This window comes from Pseudomonas sp. GW456-E7, assembly GCF_059424105.1.
The window spans coordinates 105,976-123,603 of sequence record NZ_JBWKZB010000006.1 but is presented as its reverse complement, the minus strand read 5'-3'; the positions used below and the strand labels follow the sequence as shown (position 1 = coordinate 123,603).

The following is a 17,628-nucleotide window of genomic DNA, read 5'->3' as shown; positions in this document are numbered from 1 at the left end:
GAAGTCATGGAATTCTTGAACGCCTTTTCCCATCTCGACTGGCAACAAGCGATGCATCTGACCGGGCAACACATCACGCTGGTCGGCATCGCCGTGACCCTGGCGATTCTGGTCGGTGTGCCACTGGGCATCCTGATGACGCGCTTCCCGAGTCTCGCCGGACCTTTGCAGGCCAGTGCCACGGTGCTGCTGACGGTGCCGTCGATTGCCCTGTTCGGCCTGTTGCTGCCGTTCTACTCCAAATTCGGCCAGGGCCTCGGCCCGATGCCGGCGATCACCGCAGTGTTTCTTTATTCACTGCTGCCGATCATGCGTAACACCTACCTGGCCCTGACCAGCGTCGAGCCGGGCATCCGCGAAGCGGCCCGCGGCATCGGCATGACGTTCGGCCAGCGCCTGCGCATGGTTGAGCTGCCCATCGCCGTGCCGGTGATCCTTGCCGGCGTACGCACCGCCGTGGTCATGAACATCGGCGTCATGACCATCGCCGCCACCATCGGTGCCGGTGGCCTCGGTGTACTCATCCTCGCTTCCATCAGCCGCAGCGACATGTCGATGCTGATCGTCGGCGCCGTGCTGGTCAGTGTGCTGGCGATCATCGCCGACCTGATCCTGCAAGTGCTGCAACGCTCGCTGACTCCAAAAGGACTGCTCAAATGATCGAACTTCAAAACCTCAGCAAGACCTTCCAAAGCAACGGCAAGGACGTGAAAGCCGTGGACTCGGTGAGCCTGACCGTCAATGAAGGCGAAATCTGCGTGTTCCTCGGGCCATCGGGTTGCGGCAAAAGCACCACGCTGAAAATGATCAACCGCCTGATCAAACCCACCTCGGGCAAGATCCTGATCAACGGCGAAGACACCACCGGCCTCGACGAAGTAACGCTGCGCCGCAACATCGGCTACGTAATCCAGCAGATCGGCCTGTTCCCGAACATGACCATCGAAGAGAACATCGTGGTGGTGCCGAAACTGCTCGGCTGGGACAAACAGAAATGCCACGACCGCGCCCGCGAGTTGATGAGCATGATCAAGCTCGAACCCAAGCAGTACTTGCATCGCTATCCACGGGAGTTGTCCGGTGGCCAGCAACAACGGATCGGCGTGATTCGCGCCTTGGCGGCAGATGCGCCATTGCTGTTGATGGACGAACCGTTCGGCGCGGTCGACCCGATCAACCGCGAGATGATCCAGAACGAATTCTTCGAGATGCAGCGGGCGCTGAACAAGACCGTGATCATGGTCAGCCATGACATCGACGAGGCGATCAAGCTTGGCGACAAGATCGCGATCTTCCGCGCCGGCAAGCTCTTGCAGATCGATCACCCGGACACCTTGCTCGCGCACCCGGCGGATGAGTTTGTCAGCAACTTCGTTGGCCAGGACAGCACGCTGAAACGCCTGCTGCTGGTGAAAGCCGAAGACGCGGCGGACAACGCGCCCTCCGTCAGCCCGCAAACCCCGGTGGCTGAAGCGCTGGAGTTGATGGACGAGCATGACCGACGCTATGTGGTGGTCACTTGTGCCGAGAATAAAGCCCTGGGTTATGTACGACGTCGCGACCTGCACCGTCAGACCGGCACCTGCGCGCAGTACCAACGCGAGTTCAACGCCACGGCCGCGTACGACGAGCATTTGCGCATCCTGCTGTCGCGCATGTACGAGTTCAATCGTTCGTGGTTGCCGGTGATGGATGCCGAGCGGGTGTTTTTGGGTGAGGTGACGCAGGAGTCGATTGCGGCCTACCTGAGTTCGGGACGTTCGCGGGGGATGAAAACCAATATTGTCTCGCCGGCCGAGGCAGTAGTCGCCTGACAGCTTGCTTGGTAAAAATACAAAACCTGTGGGAGCGAGCTTGCTCGCGATGGCGCCATTTCAGGCAACTACGATGCCGGCTGTGAAAATGTCATCGCGAGCAAGCTCGCTCCCACAGGTTCTGTGCGATTTTCCAGTGATTCGCAGGCCGGAAAAAAATATCAACAGTAGCGACTGTAAAACCTGTCCGGCAACACGCTCCGGAATAGTCAATTCCCCTCTCAGTCGACCTTTCCGCAGCCAACGTCGCCGATGTTGACGCCATCGTAGTTACTAGCGAGTTGGCGTACAACAGCATCGAACGTGCAGGTATTTTTAACACTTCGCAATTCTTCGGGAACATCCGACTGTCATCTGAGTCGGTTACAAAGAGTGATGCCCGCAACGCGCGTCAGAAGAGTGCAAAAACGCGACATTTTTTGTTGATCTCAAGCCCCTCACGCCCTAAAGTTCGCGCCGAACGTCCATGCTGGAAACGATCCATCCGGCTCAAGTACTGACGACGAGACAGCAAGGCCAAGGGAAAGCTGCACTTCCCATGGCCTTTTTGCTTTCGGCGACATGCCTTGGGAAGTAGGCGAACCAAAGTGGGGATACGGAGGACGTTCATTTGCACCCATTGATTACTAACGTTTGCCAGTAGGAGCTCCCAGGTATGTCGATCCAGGTCGAAGACTATTTCGCGCGCGAAACCTTTCAGAAAATGAAGGCGTTCGCCGACAAACAGGAAACCCCGTTCGTGGTGATCGACACCGCGATGATCGCCCAGGCCTACGACGACCTGCGCGCCGGTTTCGAATTCGCCAAGGTCTACTACGCGGTCAAGGCCAACCCGGCCGTCGAAATCATTGACCTGCTCAAAGAGAAAGGCTCGAGCTTCGACATCGCCTCGATCTATGAGCTGGACAAAGTGCTGGGCCGTGGCGTCAGCGCCGACCACATCAGCTACGGCAACACCATCAAGAAATCCAAGGACATCCGCTACTTCTACGACAAGGGCGTGCGCCTGTTCGCCACCGACTCCGAAGCCGACCTGCGCAACATCGCCAAGGCCGCCCCGGGTTCGAAAGTCTACGTGCGTATCCTGACCGAAGGCTCGACCACCGCCGACTGGCCGTTGTCGCGCAAATTCGGCTGCCAGACCGACATGGCCATGGACCTGTTGATCCTCGCTCGTGACCTGGGCCTGGTGCCTTACGGCATCTCGTTCCACGTCGGCTCGCAGCAGCGCGACATCAGCGTCTGGGACGCGGCGATCGCCAAGGTCAAAGTGATCTTCGAGCGCTTGAAAGAAGAAGACGGCATCCACCTGAAGCTGATCAACATGGGCGGCGGCTTCCCGGCCAACTACATCACCCGCACCAACAGCCTGGAAACCTACGCGGAAGAAATCATCCGCTTCCTCAAGGAAGACTTCGGTGATGACCTGCCGGAAATCATCCTGGAACCGGGCCGTTCGCTGATCGCCAACGCCGGCATCCTGGTCAGCGAAGTGGTGCTGGTCGCACGCAAATCCCGTACCGCGGTAGAGCGTTGGGTGTACACGGACGTGGGCAAGTTCTCCGGCCTGATCGAAACCATGGATGAAGCCATCAAGTTCCCGATCTGGACCGAGAAAAAGGGCGAGATGGAAGAAGTGGTCATCGCCGGCCCTACCTGCGACAGCGCCGACATCATGTACGAAAACTACAAATACGGCCTGCCACTGAACCTGGCCATCGGTGATCGCCTGTACTGGCTGTCGACCGGTGCGTACACCACCAGTTACAGCGCCGTCGAGTTCAATGGCTTCCCGCCGCTGAAATCGTTCTACGTGTAAATACTGCGTAGAAAACAAAAAGCCCACGACATGTCGTGGGCTTTTTTGTTTACGCAACCCCCTGTGGGAGCGAGCTTGCTCGCGATGGCGACAGGTCAGTCAACATTGATGTTGAATGTAATGATGTCATCGCGAGCAAACTCGCTCCCACAAAGATTCAAGAGACCGGGGTCAATTCGACGACTCGATGATGAAATTCGTTGGCCAGCGCATGAATCCTTGGATCGGTCGCGCTCGACAACGCCTGACTCGCCACTCGCAGAAAATTCAGGTTGCCACCGGCCAACGCCTTGCGTAGCCAGACCAACGCATCCTCGATATTCCCTTCGTCGGTCAGGACCGCTGCAAAGCTGAACTGCCCGCGAAAATCCCCGCCCTCGGCCGAACGTCGATACCAGTCGCGGGCCGCGCGCAAATCCATGGGACACACCCGCCCTTCTTCCAGGTATCGACCCAACAGGTTCATTGACTTGGCATGACCCAAGTGTGCTGCTCGTTGATAGAAGCTGAACGCCAGCGCTGGATCCTTTTTTAACCCCCGCCCGGTCGCCAGCAGGTTGGCGTAGTTGTACATCGCCCAATCCAGTCCGGCCTGCGCCGCGACTCGATAATGCCGTGCAGCAAGCGAGGCATCGGCAACACACCCCCAGCCATGTTCATGACAACGGCCGAGCATATTGCGTGACATCAGGTGCCCCTGGCGCGCGGCGATGCCAAACCAGCGCAACGCCAGCGGCTGGTCCTGTGCGATTCCCTGGCCGTCGAGCAAAATCTGCCCGAGCAAGGCCTGGGCCTCGACTTCACCTTCACGTGCGGCGATCAGAATGGCCTGCGCTGCACGGGCCGGACTTTCGTCGAGCATCGCGCGCAGGCGCTCACCGTCGAGCATTTCCTCGCGACGTAAACTGAAATCCGCCACTTACACCTCGACCCAGCGACGCAACAGGTTGTGATAAGTGCCAGTCAGGCGGATCAGCGATGGATGATCAGGGACATCGCGGGTCAGTTGCTGGATGGCCCCGTCCATCTCGAACAACAGGGCGCGCTGACTGTCTTCGCGCACCAGGCTTTGCGTCCAGAAAAACGAGGCGAGTCGCGTTCCGCGCGTCACCGCGTTGACCTTGTGCAGGCTGGTGCCGGGGTACAGCACCATGTCGCCGGCGGGCAGTTTCACTCGCTGGGTGCCGAAGGTGTCCTGGATTTCCAGCTCGCCGCCGTCGTAATCCTCAGGCTCGCTGAAGAACAGCGTGGCGGACAAATCCGTGCGCACCCGCTCGATGCTGCCTTTGGGCTGACGTACCGCGTTGTCAATATGGAAATCGAAACTGCCACCGGCGGTGTAACAGTTCACCAACGGAGGAAAGACTTTGTGTGGTAGTGCAGCCGACATGAACAGCGGATTTTTCCACAGCCGCTCCAGCATCGCCGCGCCGATCTCCTTGGCCAACGGATGCCCTTCAGGCAGTTGCAGATTGTGCTTGGCCTTGGCCGACTGGAAGCCGGCGGTGATCTTGCCATCGGCCCAATCGGCCTGTTCCAGAGCCTCGCGAATGCGCTGCACCTCGTCTTTCTCGAACAGGCCTGGAATGTGCAGCAGCATGACAAGACACCGGAATACAAAGGGGGTGCCAATGGTATTGATTCTTATTGCCCGTGTAAAACACATCTGACGAATGAGTCAGCAGAAACCGTAAGGTTAAATTGTAAAGATTGTAAATTCAGTGCGAATAGTAATGTTTCGCAATTGTTACGAATACCTATTTACCCTATATTCCGCGGCCTCAAATCCTTGGGGAGGGGAATTCAAATGTCGCGTCAACAACCACAAGTACCGGTCAGTTCACCACGTCTGCTCGCATCGGCCATCGGCATGGCGATTACTGCCGGCTCTGCGGGCCACATGGTTTTCGCGGCGGAAAAAACCGACGGGAAAGCACCGGACAATGTGATTTCGCTGGGCGCCACCGCCATCACCGGCGAAGCCCAGGACGAGACAACCTACAACGTAGAGAAAGCCTCCTCGCCCAAGTACACCGCGCCGCTGATCGACACGCCGCGCTCGGTGACCGTAGTTCCGCAACAAGTCTTGAAAGACACCGGTTCGCTCAACCTGCAGGACGCGCTGCGCACTGTTCCAGGCATCACCTTCGGTGCCGGTGAAGGCGGTAACCCGCAAGGCGACCGTCCGTTCATCCGCGGCTTCGACGCCCAGGGCGACACCTATCTGGACGGCGTGCGCGATACCGGTTCCCAGAGCCGCGAGATCTTCGCCGTTGAATCGATTGAAGTCAGCAAAGGCCCGAACTCCGCAATCGGCGGCCGTGGCGCAGCCGGCGGCAGCATCAACCTGGTCAGCAAGAAAGCGCACCTGGGCGATTCGCTCGACGGTGGTTTCACCTGGGGTTCCGACCAGACCCAGCGCTACACCTTCGACGGCAACTACCAGTTCACCGACACCGCCGCTGGCCGTCTGAACCTGCTGAGCCACGAGAGCAACGTCGCCGGGCGTGACAGCGTCAACTACGACCGCTGGGGTGTTGCACCGTCCCTGGCCTTCGGCCTGGGTACGGACACTCGCGTCAACCTCGACTACTACCACCTCGAAAACAACGACACGCCGGATTCGGGCATTCCTTACTCCATCCCGACCGGAGGCTCGACTGCCCGTACCAAGGCCAATCCGGACAAGCCGAACGATGGCGGCGACAGCAGCAATTTCTATGGCCTGACCGACCGTGACTTCCGCAAGGGGCGCACCGACACCGCGACCTTCGCCATCGAGCACGACCTGAGCGACGCGCTGACCATCAAGAACACCCTGCGTCACGGCACCAGCATGCAGGATTACATCCTGACCCAGCCGGATGACAGTAAAGGCAACGTCAACAATGGCAGCGTCTGGCGCCGCGCAAACACCCGCGTGAGCAACACCGAGACCACCACCAACCAGACCGACCTGTTTGGTGACGTCTACATCGCCGGGTTCAAGAACAGCTTCTCCACGGGTGTCGAATACACCCACGAGGAAAATGAAAAGTCCTCGTACAACGTCAACACGGACACCACCCCGGGAACAGCCGCGGTAACCACCAACTGCTCGCCGGCCCTGATCGGCGCACCAAGCGGCTACAACTGCACCTCGCTGTCCAACCCGACCCCGAATGATCCGTGGAACGGCGCCATTTCGCGCAACTACGCCGGCACCGACACCAAGGCCGACACCTACGCACTGTATGTGTTCGACACCCTGACGTTGTCCGAGCAGTGGCTGGTGAACATGGGCCTGCGCTACGACCATTTCGACACCAGCTACAAAACCTTCAACGGCTCCAGCGTGACCACGTCCAAGGGCGATGACACCAGCGAATTCATTACCGGTCAGTTCGGCGTGGTGTACAAACCAGCGGAAAACGGCAGCATCTATGCGTCCTACGCGACGTCTGCCACTCCACCGGGCAACACCCTGGGTGAAGGTTCGGAAGGCAACCCGTTGGGTGGCACGCCGGATCGCAACGGCAACCTGCTGAAAAGCGACATGGAGCCGGAAACCACCAAGAACTACGAAATCGGTACCAAGTGGGACCTGTTGAACAATCGCCTGTCCGTGACCGCCGATATCTTCCGCACCGAGAAAGACAACGCTCGGGTGCAAACCAACACCACCACTTATGAGAACGCCGGCAAAACCCGCGTTCAAGGTATCGAACTGTCGGCCAGCGGCAAGCTCACCGACAAATGGCAAGTGTTCGCCGGGTACGCCTACATGGACAGCGAACAAGTCGATGGCGGCGATCTGCCGGCCAACAAAGCCAACGATGGCAACGAACTGCCTAACACGCCGAAGAACAGCGCCAGCCTGTGGACGACCTATCAGGTCACGCCGAAGCTGACCATCGGCGGCGGTGCGTTCTATGTCGATGACGTGTTCGGCAACGTAGCCAACACCACCATGGTTGATTCCTACGTTCGTTACGACGCGATGGCAGCCTACAAGCTGAGCAAAAACGTCGACCTGCAACTGAACGTGCAGAACCTGACCGACGAAACCTACTACGACAAGGCGTTCTCGACTCACTTCGCCAACCAGGCGGCCGGTCGCACCGCGTTGCTGAGCACCAACTTCCACTTCTGATTGCCACTCACACTGCAATCCCTGTGGGAGCGAGCTTGCTCGCGATGACGGCGCCACATTCAACATTTATGTTGGCTGACACACCGCTATCGCGAGCAAGCTCGCTCCCACAGGAGAGGGTGAAAGCGAAATCAGACCCGGCCCCGTTCATTCACATGAACGGGGCTTTTGTGCGTAAAAAAGAATGCTTCTCGACAACCCCACGGCATAATGCGCGCCGTGATGAATCAACTTGAACGAACAAGGCGAGCGACGTGTTGAAGAAAACCCTGTTCCAGTTGCACTGGTTTTTCGGCATCAGCGCCGGGCTGGTCCTGGCCCTGATGGGCATCACCGGGGCGATGGTGTCGTTTCAGGATGAAATCCTGAGCACACTCAACCCTTCTGTATTGCAGGTCGAAAAACAGGTCGCCGGTGTGCTGCCGCCTGCCGAACTGGTGGAGCACATCGAAGCCGCTTCGGGCAAAAAAGTCTCGATGCTCACCGTGGAAACCGACAGCGGCAACGCCGCCAAAGTGTGGTTCACCCCGCCGCCGGGTGAGCGCCGTGGCGAGATGCGCTACTTCGACCCGTACACCGCCGAATTCCTCGGCGACGCCGCCGGCCAGGATTTCTTCGGCCTGATGCTGCAACTGCACCGCTTCCTCGCCATGGGTGACACGGGTCGGCAGATCACCGGTGCGTGCACCTTGATCCTGGTGTTCTTCTGCCTGTCCGGCCTGTACCTGCGCTGGCCTCGCCAGTGGAGAAGCTGGCGCGCCTGGCTGACCCTGGACTGGAAGAAAAAGGGTCGCAGCTTCAACTGGGACTTGCACTCGGTGGCCGGCACCTGGTGCCTGGTGTTTTATCTCCTGGCAGCGCTGACCGGATTGTCCTGGTCCTACGAGTGGTACAACAAGGGCCTGACCCGGTTGCTCTCCGACTCACCGCAGAACGAACGCGTTCGTGGCGGACGTGGCCCTGCGCCGCAAGGTCCGGCACCGACGGCTGATTACGCGGCGATGTGGAGCAGCATCTACAGCGCGGCCGGCCCGCAACTCAGTTCCTATAACGTGCGCATGCCGCCAGTGGCCGGCCAGCCTGCGACCGTTTATTTCCTGCTGAAAACCTCGCCCCACGACCGGGCGCTGAACCAGATCACCCTCGACCCGGCCACGGGCGTGGTCAAACGGGTTGACCGCTACAGCGACAAGAGTCTCAAGGCGCAACTGCTGACCAGCATCTATGCACTGCACGTCGGCAGTTACTTCGGTATCGTCGGGCGCATCCTCCTGACCCTCACTGCGCTGAGCATGCCGCTGTTCTTCGTCACCGGCTGGATGCTGTACCTGGATCGTCGCCGCAAAAAACGCCAGATCAAGGACGCTCGCCAAGGTCTCGTAACACCCACTGATGACGCATCGGCCTGGCTGATCGGTTTCGCCAGCCAGAGCGGGTTTGCCGAACAACTGGCCTGGCAGACCGCCGGGCAATTGCAGGCCGCGGGCCTGCCAGTGAAGGTGCAGCCGCTGGCGGACGTCAGCGAACAGGATTTGCAGGACTCGAACAACGCACTGTTCGTCGTCAGTACCTTCGGTGATGGAGAAGCGCCGGACAGCGCCAGGGGGTTCGAACGCAAGGTGCTGGGCCGTACGCCAAGCCTGGAGCGCCTGAACTATGCGGTCCTCGGCCTCGGCGACCGGCAATATCAACACTTCTGCGGATTCGCCAAACGCCTGCACACCTGGCTCGGCGAACACGGCGGCACGACCTTGTTCGCCCCGGTGGAAGTGGACAGCGGCGATCCCTACGCGTTGCGTCACTGGCAACAGCAACTGGGCCTGCTGACCGGCCACGCGCCCGTCGACACCTGGCAAGCGCCGAGCTACGACAACTGGACCCTCGCCCGTCGTGAACTGCTGAACCCGGATAGCAGCGGTTCCCCTGTGTACCTGCTGGGCCTCAAGCCACCCACTACCAGCAGTTGGCTGGCCGGTGACCTGGTGGAAGTCTTGCCGCGCAATTGCCCATGGGCCATCGAGCACTTCCTCGACGGCCTGGGGATTCACGGTGAGACCAAGGTGCAGCTCAACGGTCTGGAGGAAACCCTCGAACAGGCCCTGGCCAGCCGCCAGTTGCCGGAGAACCGCGCCCATCTGGTCGGCCTGCACGCGCAGGCGCTGGCAGAGGCCCTAGTGCCGCTGGCCATGCGCGAGTACTCCATTGCGTCAATCCCGGCCGATGGCGTGCTGGAACTGATCGTGCGCCAGGAAGTGCATGCCGATGGCAACCTCGGCGTCGGTTCTGGCTGGTTGACCGAACACGCCCCTGTGGGCAGTTCCATCAGCCTGCGCGTGCGGCGCAACAGCGGTTTCCATCTGCCGACCCAACCGGTGCCGATGATTCTGCTGGGTAACGGCACGGGTCTGGCCGGGTTACGCAATTTGCTCAAGGCGCGGATTGCTGACGGTCAACAGCGTCAGTGGCTGCTGTTTGGCGAGCGTAATCGTGAGCACGATTTCCTCTGCCGCGCGGAACTGGAAGAGTGGTTGATCAACGGTGATCTGGCGCGTCTCGACCTGGCCTTCTCGCGGGATCAGGCCGAGAAGATCTACGTGCAGGATCGTTTGAAGGAGTCGGCCGAGGAACTGAAAAAATGGCTGGCAGAGGGTGCGGTGATTTATATCTGCGGCAGTATGCAGGGGATGGCCACCGGGGTTGATCAAGTGTTGCAGGAAGTCCTCGGAGCATCGCAGGTAGAAACGCTTATCGAACAAAACCGTTATCGCCGCGACGTCTACTGAGTGCAGCCGGATCTTATCCGGCTACAACTCCACTTTGCTCATTGCTCTTCAACAGCATACTTACCTTTATGGCGCATGAAGTCTGACCACTCCTGCAACCTGTCTATCCGCAGTTGCAGTGGGGTCAGCAAGCTGGCAACCAGGTTCAGTACCAAGAGCAATGTCGAATACGTCGATGAAGCTGATATCGAGGAAAGCCTGTCAATCATCACCGTCAATAACAGCTGAATCCTGTTCAGAAAATTGCCGAAGTTGAAGAGTGCGGAAGAGGAGGACGCGTAAATGCCTGTCAAACGATACAGCTCCAGCGTTTGCGGTTCAGGATCGCCTTTGTACGGCCTCCTGAAATCGAAGGGGGAGGTCCCGGAACCCGAAGGAGCCTTATGCGGTGAGTAGCCGTACGCCTCTATTTTTTGTTTTCTTGCGGCAACGATGCGGTAGAACATTGGATGAATCCCTCGCTCCATCGAGGAGACATTCAATCTGTACCGTTCAACTGTTTTCAGGTGGGTGCGGCACTCGTCAATGAAAAAGCTCACGACGCCGGAAACGTTGTAAAAGTTGCAAATGGCAAGGTGAGGTTGGTGGAGGTCGAACGGAGCGCACCCCAAAGTATCAACAGGCACCCGTCGATAACGCGTCACGCCTGGCTTGGCCTCGATGAAAACCTGTCGAAGATCTCGGGCTTGATCGACGCAGGCCAGCACTCCCGCCCGTAGCGGCTCCACATCATCCACCAAGGACTGAAATCTGGAGAGATCGGCGTCAGCCTCTTCACTTAACTTCTGCGCATAGGCCCCTAGCACCTTTGATGTCTCTGGGGTGGAGTGAGTGATGAAATCCTTGTGGAGCACCTCGTTCAAGAACAATTTATATGCGCGCAACGAAATAAAATCATCTTCCTGAAAAAACAGGACATCCCTGCTCTCGTCGCTCATGGGCGTCTCCTGCGAATATTCAATCCCGAGCAATACAATCATTAAGATGCCGTGCATCGAGAGGCTTGACGCACGGCCATTCAAGGTCGGTGTGAAACGTAATACTTACAGATAAGAAAGCTGATTCAGGTAACCGACAAAACCATTGGCGGTAGAGAAAAATTCTGAAATCTGCTTACTCAATGGCATAGCCTGATGAGCCTTCATCGAGCTCAGGAAACGCGACACTGTTTTGTCGATCTTGTCGAACTCTGCCACGTAGAGCTTGCGCTGCTCATTCATCTCGCCAAAAACTTCGATCAGCTTGATCTTGTCGGCAGTGATTCGTGCGCTGTGTTTTTCGGCAGCGATTTGCGCCTGCACCTCCAACGTCTTATCACGAAGTACCTGATTCTGTTTTACTATCAAGACAAAGGAAACACTCCTGACTGCGCCCTCCAGGTCCTGTTTCACTTTTTCGATCGCTGCCAGCACAAGATCAAGCTGAGATGGCTTGGCACCGAGCTTCTCGACCGCCTCGACACTCAGTTCGATATTTTTGGTAATACCGGAAATTCCGAGTTTATTGAGTTCATCCACTGCTTCGTTGATGACTGCACGTTTTTCTTCAAGATCAGTCAGGCTGGAATTCAAACGTTCCAGTACGACTTCACGCTCTGAAACGTCATTCATCAACGAGGCCTTGAATCCCTGCACCGTCGTCTCGTCGTAGTCTGCGTTGATATTCTTGAGGCTCTCACTCAACGAGTTGGAGATTTCACTGACGGATGCCTGTGCCTCGTTTAACAACACAGCCTGCTCCCCATGAATTTCATCGACCTCTTCGGAACCTTCTTGCAGCTCTTCATCGAGCGACATCAACTGTCCAAGCGTGGACTTAAGTAAAAATTCGGTTTTCAGAGCCTTTTCCCTGACCATATTGGAGCAGCTCGAAATGTCGACCGAAATTGTTTTAAACTTTTCACTCAAGTCCGGAAGATAATCAGTTTTCATAAACAACAACTTTGCTTCCACTGCACTGTTACGCAGTTTCGAACTGCTGCCCTGCAAGACATCGGTTTGCACGCCAGGGTACATATCACTTTGCATTAAAGACCTCCTTGATCTTTTTCCTTGAAAACCGTGCTCCCTCATGTATTCCACTTCCGCCTCACGGAATAATTCAACTAGCTCATCAGCATTGTCGTGGATTGCGCGCCATGGCGCAGCGACCAAGCGAAATTGAGTAATGAAGGCTAGCAACCGAACGCCGCCTTCGATCTTCGAGATCGCTTTTCCGGAGCTTTCGACGTAGGTATGGAGCACATTCCAAGTATGAACCACGTTATTTGTCGCCACTTCAGCATCCAGAGCGACCGTTTGCATATCCTGCATGTCACTTCTGATCCGTGCGATCGAGCCCAGGGTCTTGGACTTGCTCTCAAGGCTCTTGATGGCCGCTTCCTGGAGGCGGCTCAGATCATTGCGCCGGGATCGAACACTTTCAGCTTCGACTCCGATATAGATGGCAACCCCCAACCCTATGGGCGAAAATTTGCTCGCCGACTCAAGCGACTTCATGACCAGCGCCTTGTACTCTTTATTCAACTCATCAATCTGATTAGCGCGCTCCTTGATCTCGTTATTCAAACTCTCGATATCCGCCGCGTACGTATTGCTCTCGAGAGCCAGTGCCAGCAACTTGATCGTGGGAATGACATCATTAGTCAGTTGCCGACTAAACGTATTCAGATCGGTTTTGATTTCAACGGCCGTCTGCAGATGCTCCTTGACCTGTTCGAAAATCAGATCCAGAACATCCCCCAGATTCGGGATGGTGTCCTCTTCCAATGCAAGATCCGGGAACGGTTTGCCTTCTTTCACTTCCCAGTCACGCAATTCCTTGTAGTTGGTGATTTTGTGTGTGCCCAACGCCTTTGCAAGCTTGATATCAGCGAAAATCTCCTCGACCGACGTAAGGTATACCTCCATGCTCAAAGCAAACACATTCAAATGGGTTCCCGTCAGCATGATGCGAGAGCGCAGGGGGGACCACAAACTGGCATGCGAGTTTATCTTCGTAAAAGACGCGAGAAAGTCTTCGGTTGTGAAACCCTTGCCACCGTCTTCGTCGCCAAAACTCAGATAGGTCGCAAGGGATCGCTCGTTGGTCGGAAGTGCCAACCCTACGGCTTCGTACTTTCGCAGTGAAATGATTTGGGCTTTGGTCAGTATCAACCCCTTTGGGCGAGTAATGTCATTCGTGGCCCCGGTCGACAAGGAGATCAGCGATTGGGGGACAACGGCTGCAAGATTTGCAACTTCCTCTTCACTTTTGCCCTCCAGGCTCTTTTCCCACAATACAGCGGACATAGCGATTCCTCTCTAAAGTTTGACGCTTAACCAGACCTTTTAACGTTCATAGTCTGCTTATTCGCCATCAAATTAAGAAAAGAAAGTAAGCAACCCTACAATATCGATCAAGAAATGAAATATATGAAAATGTGATAACCAGCAAACCAGAATAAAACCCCAGCAAAAAACATCTAACTCAGCGAATAACGAGACTCACTGAAACTTCAATCAACATCTACACTTCAACACCCAGCCCACGTACTCGACAGTAATAACAAATATCCCCTCAACTTCCAGCATCAGCTTTTTGTGCAAAAATCATTTCCCACATAGTGAGCAACTACCGAGTCACGCGGTGCCAGTTTTTGCTCGAATACCGACACGCCATCCAGATCGCGCAACACCACGTTCAACTCCCCCGTCTGTCCATCGATATTCACCTCGCCGAAAAACTGAAATCCGGCAAATGGCGAGGCGTCATGCACAGGGGAGGCCTTCTCGAATACCACTTCAGGGCCAAAGGTCTTATCCAGCGAGTCAGGCCCGAAACTGCCCGCATTCAACGGCCCTGCAACGAACTCCCAGAACGGTTCAAAGTCCTGGAACGCCGCCCGATCCGGGTGGTAATGATGGGCCGCGCAGTAATGCACATCCGCCGTCAGAAACAGAAAATTGCGCACCTGTCGCGCCCGCAGGAAACCGAGCAATTCGGCGATTTCCAGTTCGCGCCCCTGGGCCGGTCCAGGGTCACCGTTGGCCACCGCTTCCCACCGCGTCACACCGGGGCTGACTTCACCGTCAGGCGCGCCAAGACCGATGGACATGTCAGCAGCGATGACTTTCCATTGCGCGTTCGAGGCCTGCATTTCGCGCTTGAGCCAGTCCAGTTGCTCACGCCCGAGAAACGGCCTGGCTTCGCCAAGGTTGTCGTCGTTGGTCCCGCGATAACTGCGCATGTCCAGCACGAACACATCCAGCAACGGCCCGTAACCGAGCTTGCGATAGATCCGCCCGCCGCCATCGGCACTCTGCACGCGCATCGGCGCGTATTCGAGCCACGCCTGGCGTGCGCGGTCCACCAGGCTGTGGATATCTTTGCTCTGGTATCGTGCATCCGGCTTTTTGCCCGGTGACCAGTTGTTCATCACTTCGTGGTCGTCCCACTGCCAGATCTGCGGGACCTCGGCATTGAAACGGCGAATGTTTTCGTCCATCAGGTTGTAGCGGTAATTGCCGCGATACTCATCGAGGGTCTCGGCGACTTTGCTCTTGGCCTCGGTGGTGATGTTGCGCCACACCCGGCCGCCTTCCGTGCTGAGCTGCGCCGGGATCGGGTTGTCGGCGTAAATGGTATCGCCGCTGTGGATAAAGAAGTCCGGCAGGCGCCGGCGCATCGCCTCGTAGATGCGCATGCCGCCAATGTCCGGGTTGATACCGAAGCCCTGGCCGGCTGTGTCGCCACTCCAGACAAACCGGATGTCGCGCCGGGTCTGCGGCACGCTGCGCAAGTGACCGAACCAGGGTTCGCTGGCAACGCCGCTCTGGGCGTCTTCAAATTGCACGCGATAGAAAATCGCCTGGTCGGCGGGCAGCCCGGTGAGTTCGACCCGGGCGGTAAAATCGGTGCGCGCATCGGCCAGGGGCGAGACGAATCGCCGAGGGTCGGGAAACAGGCTGCGGGTGTCCCACTCCACCACCATCCGTGCGGGGCGGTCGCAGCGGCTCCAGATGATCGCCCGGTCACCCAGCAGGTCGCCGGACTGCACGCTGTCGGTGAGTTGCGGCCGATCCTTGACCGAAGCGATCACCGCCGGCGCCAGCCCCGGCAACAACAGCCCGGCGCCGACCGCTTGCACGACACGACGGCGCCCGAGGTTGAAATCGCTCATGGTGTTCCCCCTTCAGTGGAAAACCAAAGCATGGCTGGATGACTCGGGGATGACACAAAAACTGCCAACATCATAGATGCCTGTGGGAGCGAGCTTGCTCGCGATAGCGGTCTCACATTCAACATTTATGTCGACTGAAACACTGCAATCGCGAGCAAGCTCGCTCACACAGGGGTCAGGCGGCGACCGGTTCTACCACCAGCTCCACCGTTTCCGGCCGTTTGACCAGCGCATACACCACCGCCGTCAACAGACTCCCCGCGACAATCGCCAGCAGATACAACAGCGCATGGTTGATCGCATTCGGGATCGCCAGCACGAACAAACCTCCGTGGGGCGCCATCAATTTACAGCCGAAATACATCGACAGCGCACCGGTCAGCGCACCGCCGGCGATGCTCGCCGGAATCACCCGCAACGGATCTTTCGCGGCAAACGGAATCGCCCCTTCGGAGATGAAGCACAGCCCCAGCACCAGCGCCGCTTTACCGGCTTCGCGTTCAGTCTGCGCAAACTTGCGTCGGGCAATGAACGTGGCGATGCCCAGGCCAATCGGCGGCACCATGCCGGCGGCCATGGTCGCCGCCATCGGCGCGTAACTCTGCGAGGCCAGCAAGCCGACCGAGAAGGCATAGGCCGCTTTGTTGATCGGCCCGCCGAGGTCGACGCACATCATGCCGCCCAACAAAACACCCAGCAAAATTGCGTTGGTGGTGCCCATGCTGTCGAGGAAATGCGTGAGCCCGGCGAGCATCCCGGCCACCGGCTTACCGACCACGTAGATCATCACCAGACCGGTGAACAGACTCGCCAGCAACGGAATGATCAGGATCGGTTTCAGCGCCTCAAGGCTCTGGGGCAAACGCGCATATTTATTGATCGCCCTGGCCGCATAACCGGCGAGGAAACCGGCGATGATCCCGCCAATGAAACCGGCACCCAAGGTGCTCGCCAGCAGCCCGCCGATCATCCCCGGTGCGAGGCCCGGACGGTCGGCGATGGAATAGGCGATGTAGCCTGCCAGCAGCGGCACCATCAGCTTGAACGCAGTGTCGCCACCGATCTGCATCAACGCCGCCGCCAGCGTGCCCTCTTCCTTGAACGCGGTGATACCGAAGACGAACGACAAGGCGATCAGCAAGCCGCCGGCGACCACCATCGGCAACATGAACGACACGCCGGTCAACAGGTGTTTATAGACGCCCGTCTTCTCCTGTTTGACCGTTGTGTTGGCCGCGCTTGATGCGCTTTCCTGCTGGCCTTCGGCCAAGGCCTTTTTCAAGGTTGCTTCGGCTTGCTTGAGGGCAATACCGGTGCCACAGCGATAGATTTTCTTGCCGGCGAAACGCTCGGTGGCGACTTCGATATCGGCCGCCAGCAGCACCACATCGGCCTCGGCAATCGCCGCTGCGCTCAGTGGATTGCGCGCACCGACCGAGCCCTGGGTTTCCACTTGCAGGTCATAGCCCAGGCGCTTGGCCGCTTGCTGCAAAGCCTCGGCGGCCATGAACGTGTGAGCGACGCCCGTCGGGCATGCGGTGACGGCCACCAGGCGCGGCGCGTGTTGGGCAACAGCCACTGGCTCGATGACCGCTTCGGAAGCGGCGTAAACTTGCGCTTCCCGGGCACCACGTTGCAGCACGGCTTCCACGTCTTGCAGGGCCTGGGCCGGGGTGCTCTGGAACACTCGCTTGCCGACAAACCGCGCCATGTCCACGGGCGCGCTGGTCACCAGCAGCACCCACTCGGCCGCGTCGAGGGTGGCCGCCGACAATTGCTTTTCCGGATGTGCGGCATCGGTGATTTCGACACTGGTGCTCCAGCCCTGACGCTGGGCCGCGGCATCAAGCAACCGGGCACACAGCACACTGGTAACCATGCCGTTCGGGCAGGCCGTAATGATGGCTAACTTCATGACA

General features: G+C 57.9%; 11 protein-coding genes. 5 read left to right on the top strand and 6 right to left on the bottom strand.

Annotation, left to right across the window (positions count from 1 at the left end):
* Positions 1–6: 6 nt before the first annotated feature.
* From AC07YV_RS06700 to AC07YV_RS06690, 3 genes are all read left to right on the top strand, one after another.
* Entirely contained in the window at positions 7–660 is a 654-nt protein-coding gene (locus tag AC07YV_RS06700; protein ID WP_102698853.1) for an ABC transporter permease, read from the top strand.
* On the top strand, positions 657–1,814 hold the full coding sequence (locus AC07YV_RS06695) for an osmoprotectant ABC transporter ATP-binding protein OsmV (protein WP_102698854.1): 1,158 nt from the start codon (positions 657–659) through the stop codon (positions 1,812–1,814). Before AC07YV_RS06700 ends, AC07YV_RS06695 begins: the two co-directional genes overlap by 4 nt.
* Positions 1,815–2,469: 655 nt before the next feature.
* Positions 2,470–3,633 (top strand): type III PLP-dependent enzyme, encoded by a 1,164-nt coding sequence (locus tag AC07YV_RS06690; RefSeq protein ID WP_102698856.1) that lies wholly within the window; start codon positions 2,470–2,472, stop codon positions 3,631–3,633.
* A gap of 157 nt (positions 3,634–3,790) precedes the next feature.
* Here AC07YV_RS06690 and AC07YV_RS06685 read toward each other — a convergent pair whose 3' ends face one another.
* Together AC07YV_RS06685 and AC07YV_RS06680 are read right to left on the bottom strand one after the other, a co-directional pair.
* On the bottom strand, positions 3,791–4,552 hold the full coding sequence (locus AC07YV_RS06685) for a tetratricopeptide repeat protein (RefSeq protein WP_494990272.1): 762 nt from the start codon (positions 4,550–4,552) through the stop codon (positions 3,791–3,793).
* Positions 4,553–5,233, bottom strand: coding sequence for a Fe2+-dependent dioxygenase (locus AC07YV_RS06680; protein WP_007973074.1), 681 nt, complete (start codon positions 5,231–5,233; stop codon positions 4,553–4,555). It abuts the gene before it with no gap.
* A 207-nt stretch (positions 5,234–5,440) separates the two neighbouring features.
* On the opposite strand from AC07YV_RS06680, the gene AC07YV_RS06675 reads away from it, so the two are divergent.
* Together AC07YV_RS06675 and AC07YV_RS06670 are read left to right on the top strand one after the other, a co-directional pair.
* On the top strand, positions 5,441–7,765 hold the full coding sequence (locus AC07YV_RS06675; protein WP_102698858.1) for a TonB-dependent receptor: 2,325 nt from the start codon (positions 5,441–5,443) through the stop codon (positions 7,763–7,765).
* 254 nt (positions 7,766–8,019) lie between these two features.
* Positions 8,020–10,548: a PepSY domain-containing protein gene (locus AC07YV_RS06670; protein ID WP_102698859.1), complete on the top strand. Its 2,529-nt coding sequence runs from the start codon at positions 8,020–8,022 to the stop codon at positions 10,546–10,548.
* A gap of 38 nt (positions 10,549–10,586) precedes the next feature.
* On the opposite strand, the gene AC07YV_RS06665 is transcribed toward AC07YV_RS06670, so the two are convergent.
* The 4 genes from AC07YV_RS06665 to AC07YV_RS06650 form a co-directional block, all read right to left on the bottom strand.
* Positions 10,587–11,486, bottom strand: coding sequence for a hypothetical protein (locus AC07YV_RS06665; protein WP_146025340.1), 900 nt, complete (start codon positions 11,484–11,486; stop codon positions 10,587–10,589).
* 105 nt (positions 11,487–11,591) lie between these two features.
* A complete protein-coding gene (locus tag AC07YV_RS06660; protein ID WP_102698861.1) occupies positions 11,592–13,838 on the bottom strand; it encodes an alpha-xenorhabdolysin family binary toxin subunit A in 2,247 nt (748 codons plus the stop codon).
* Between the two features lie 281 nt (positions 13,839–14,119).
* The gene (locus AC07YV_RS06655) at positions 14,120–15,709 is read right to left on the bottom strand and encodes an alkaline phosphatase D family protein (protein ID WP_102698862.1); all 1,590 of its coding nucleotides are present in this window, start codon (positions 15,707–15,709) and stop codon (positions 14,120–14,122) included.
* Positions 15,710–15,884: 175 nt separating this feature from the next.
* Positions 15,885–17,624, bottom strand: coding sequence for a PTS fructose-like transporter subunit IIB (locus AC07YV_RS06650; protein WP_102698863.1), 1,740 nt, complete (start codon positions 17,622–17,624; stop codon positions 15,885–15,887).
* Positions 17,625–17,628 lie beyond the last annotated feature (4 nt).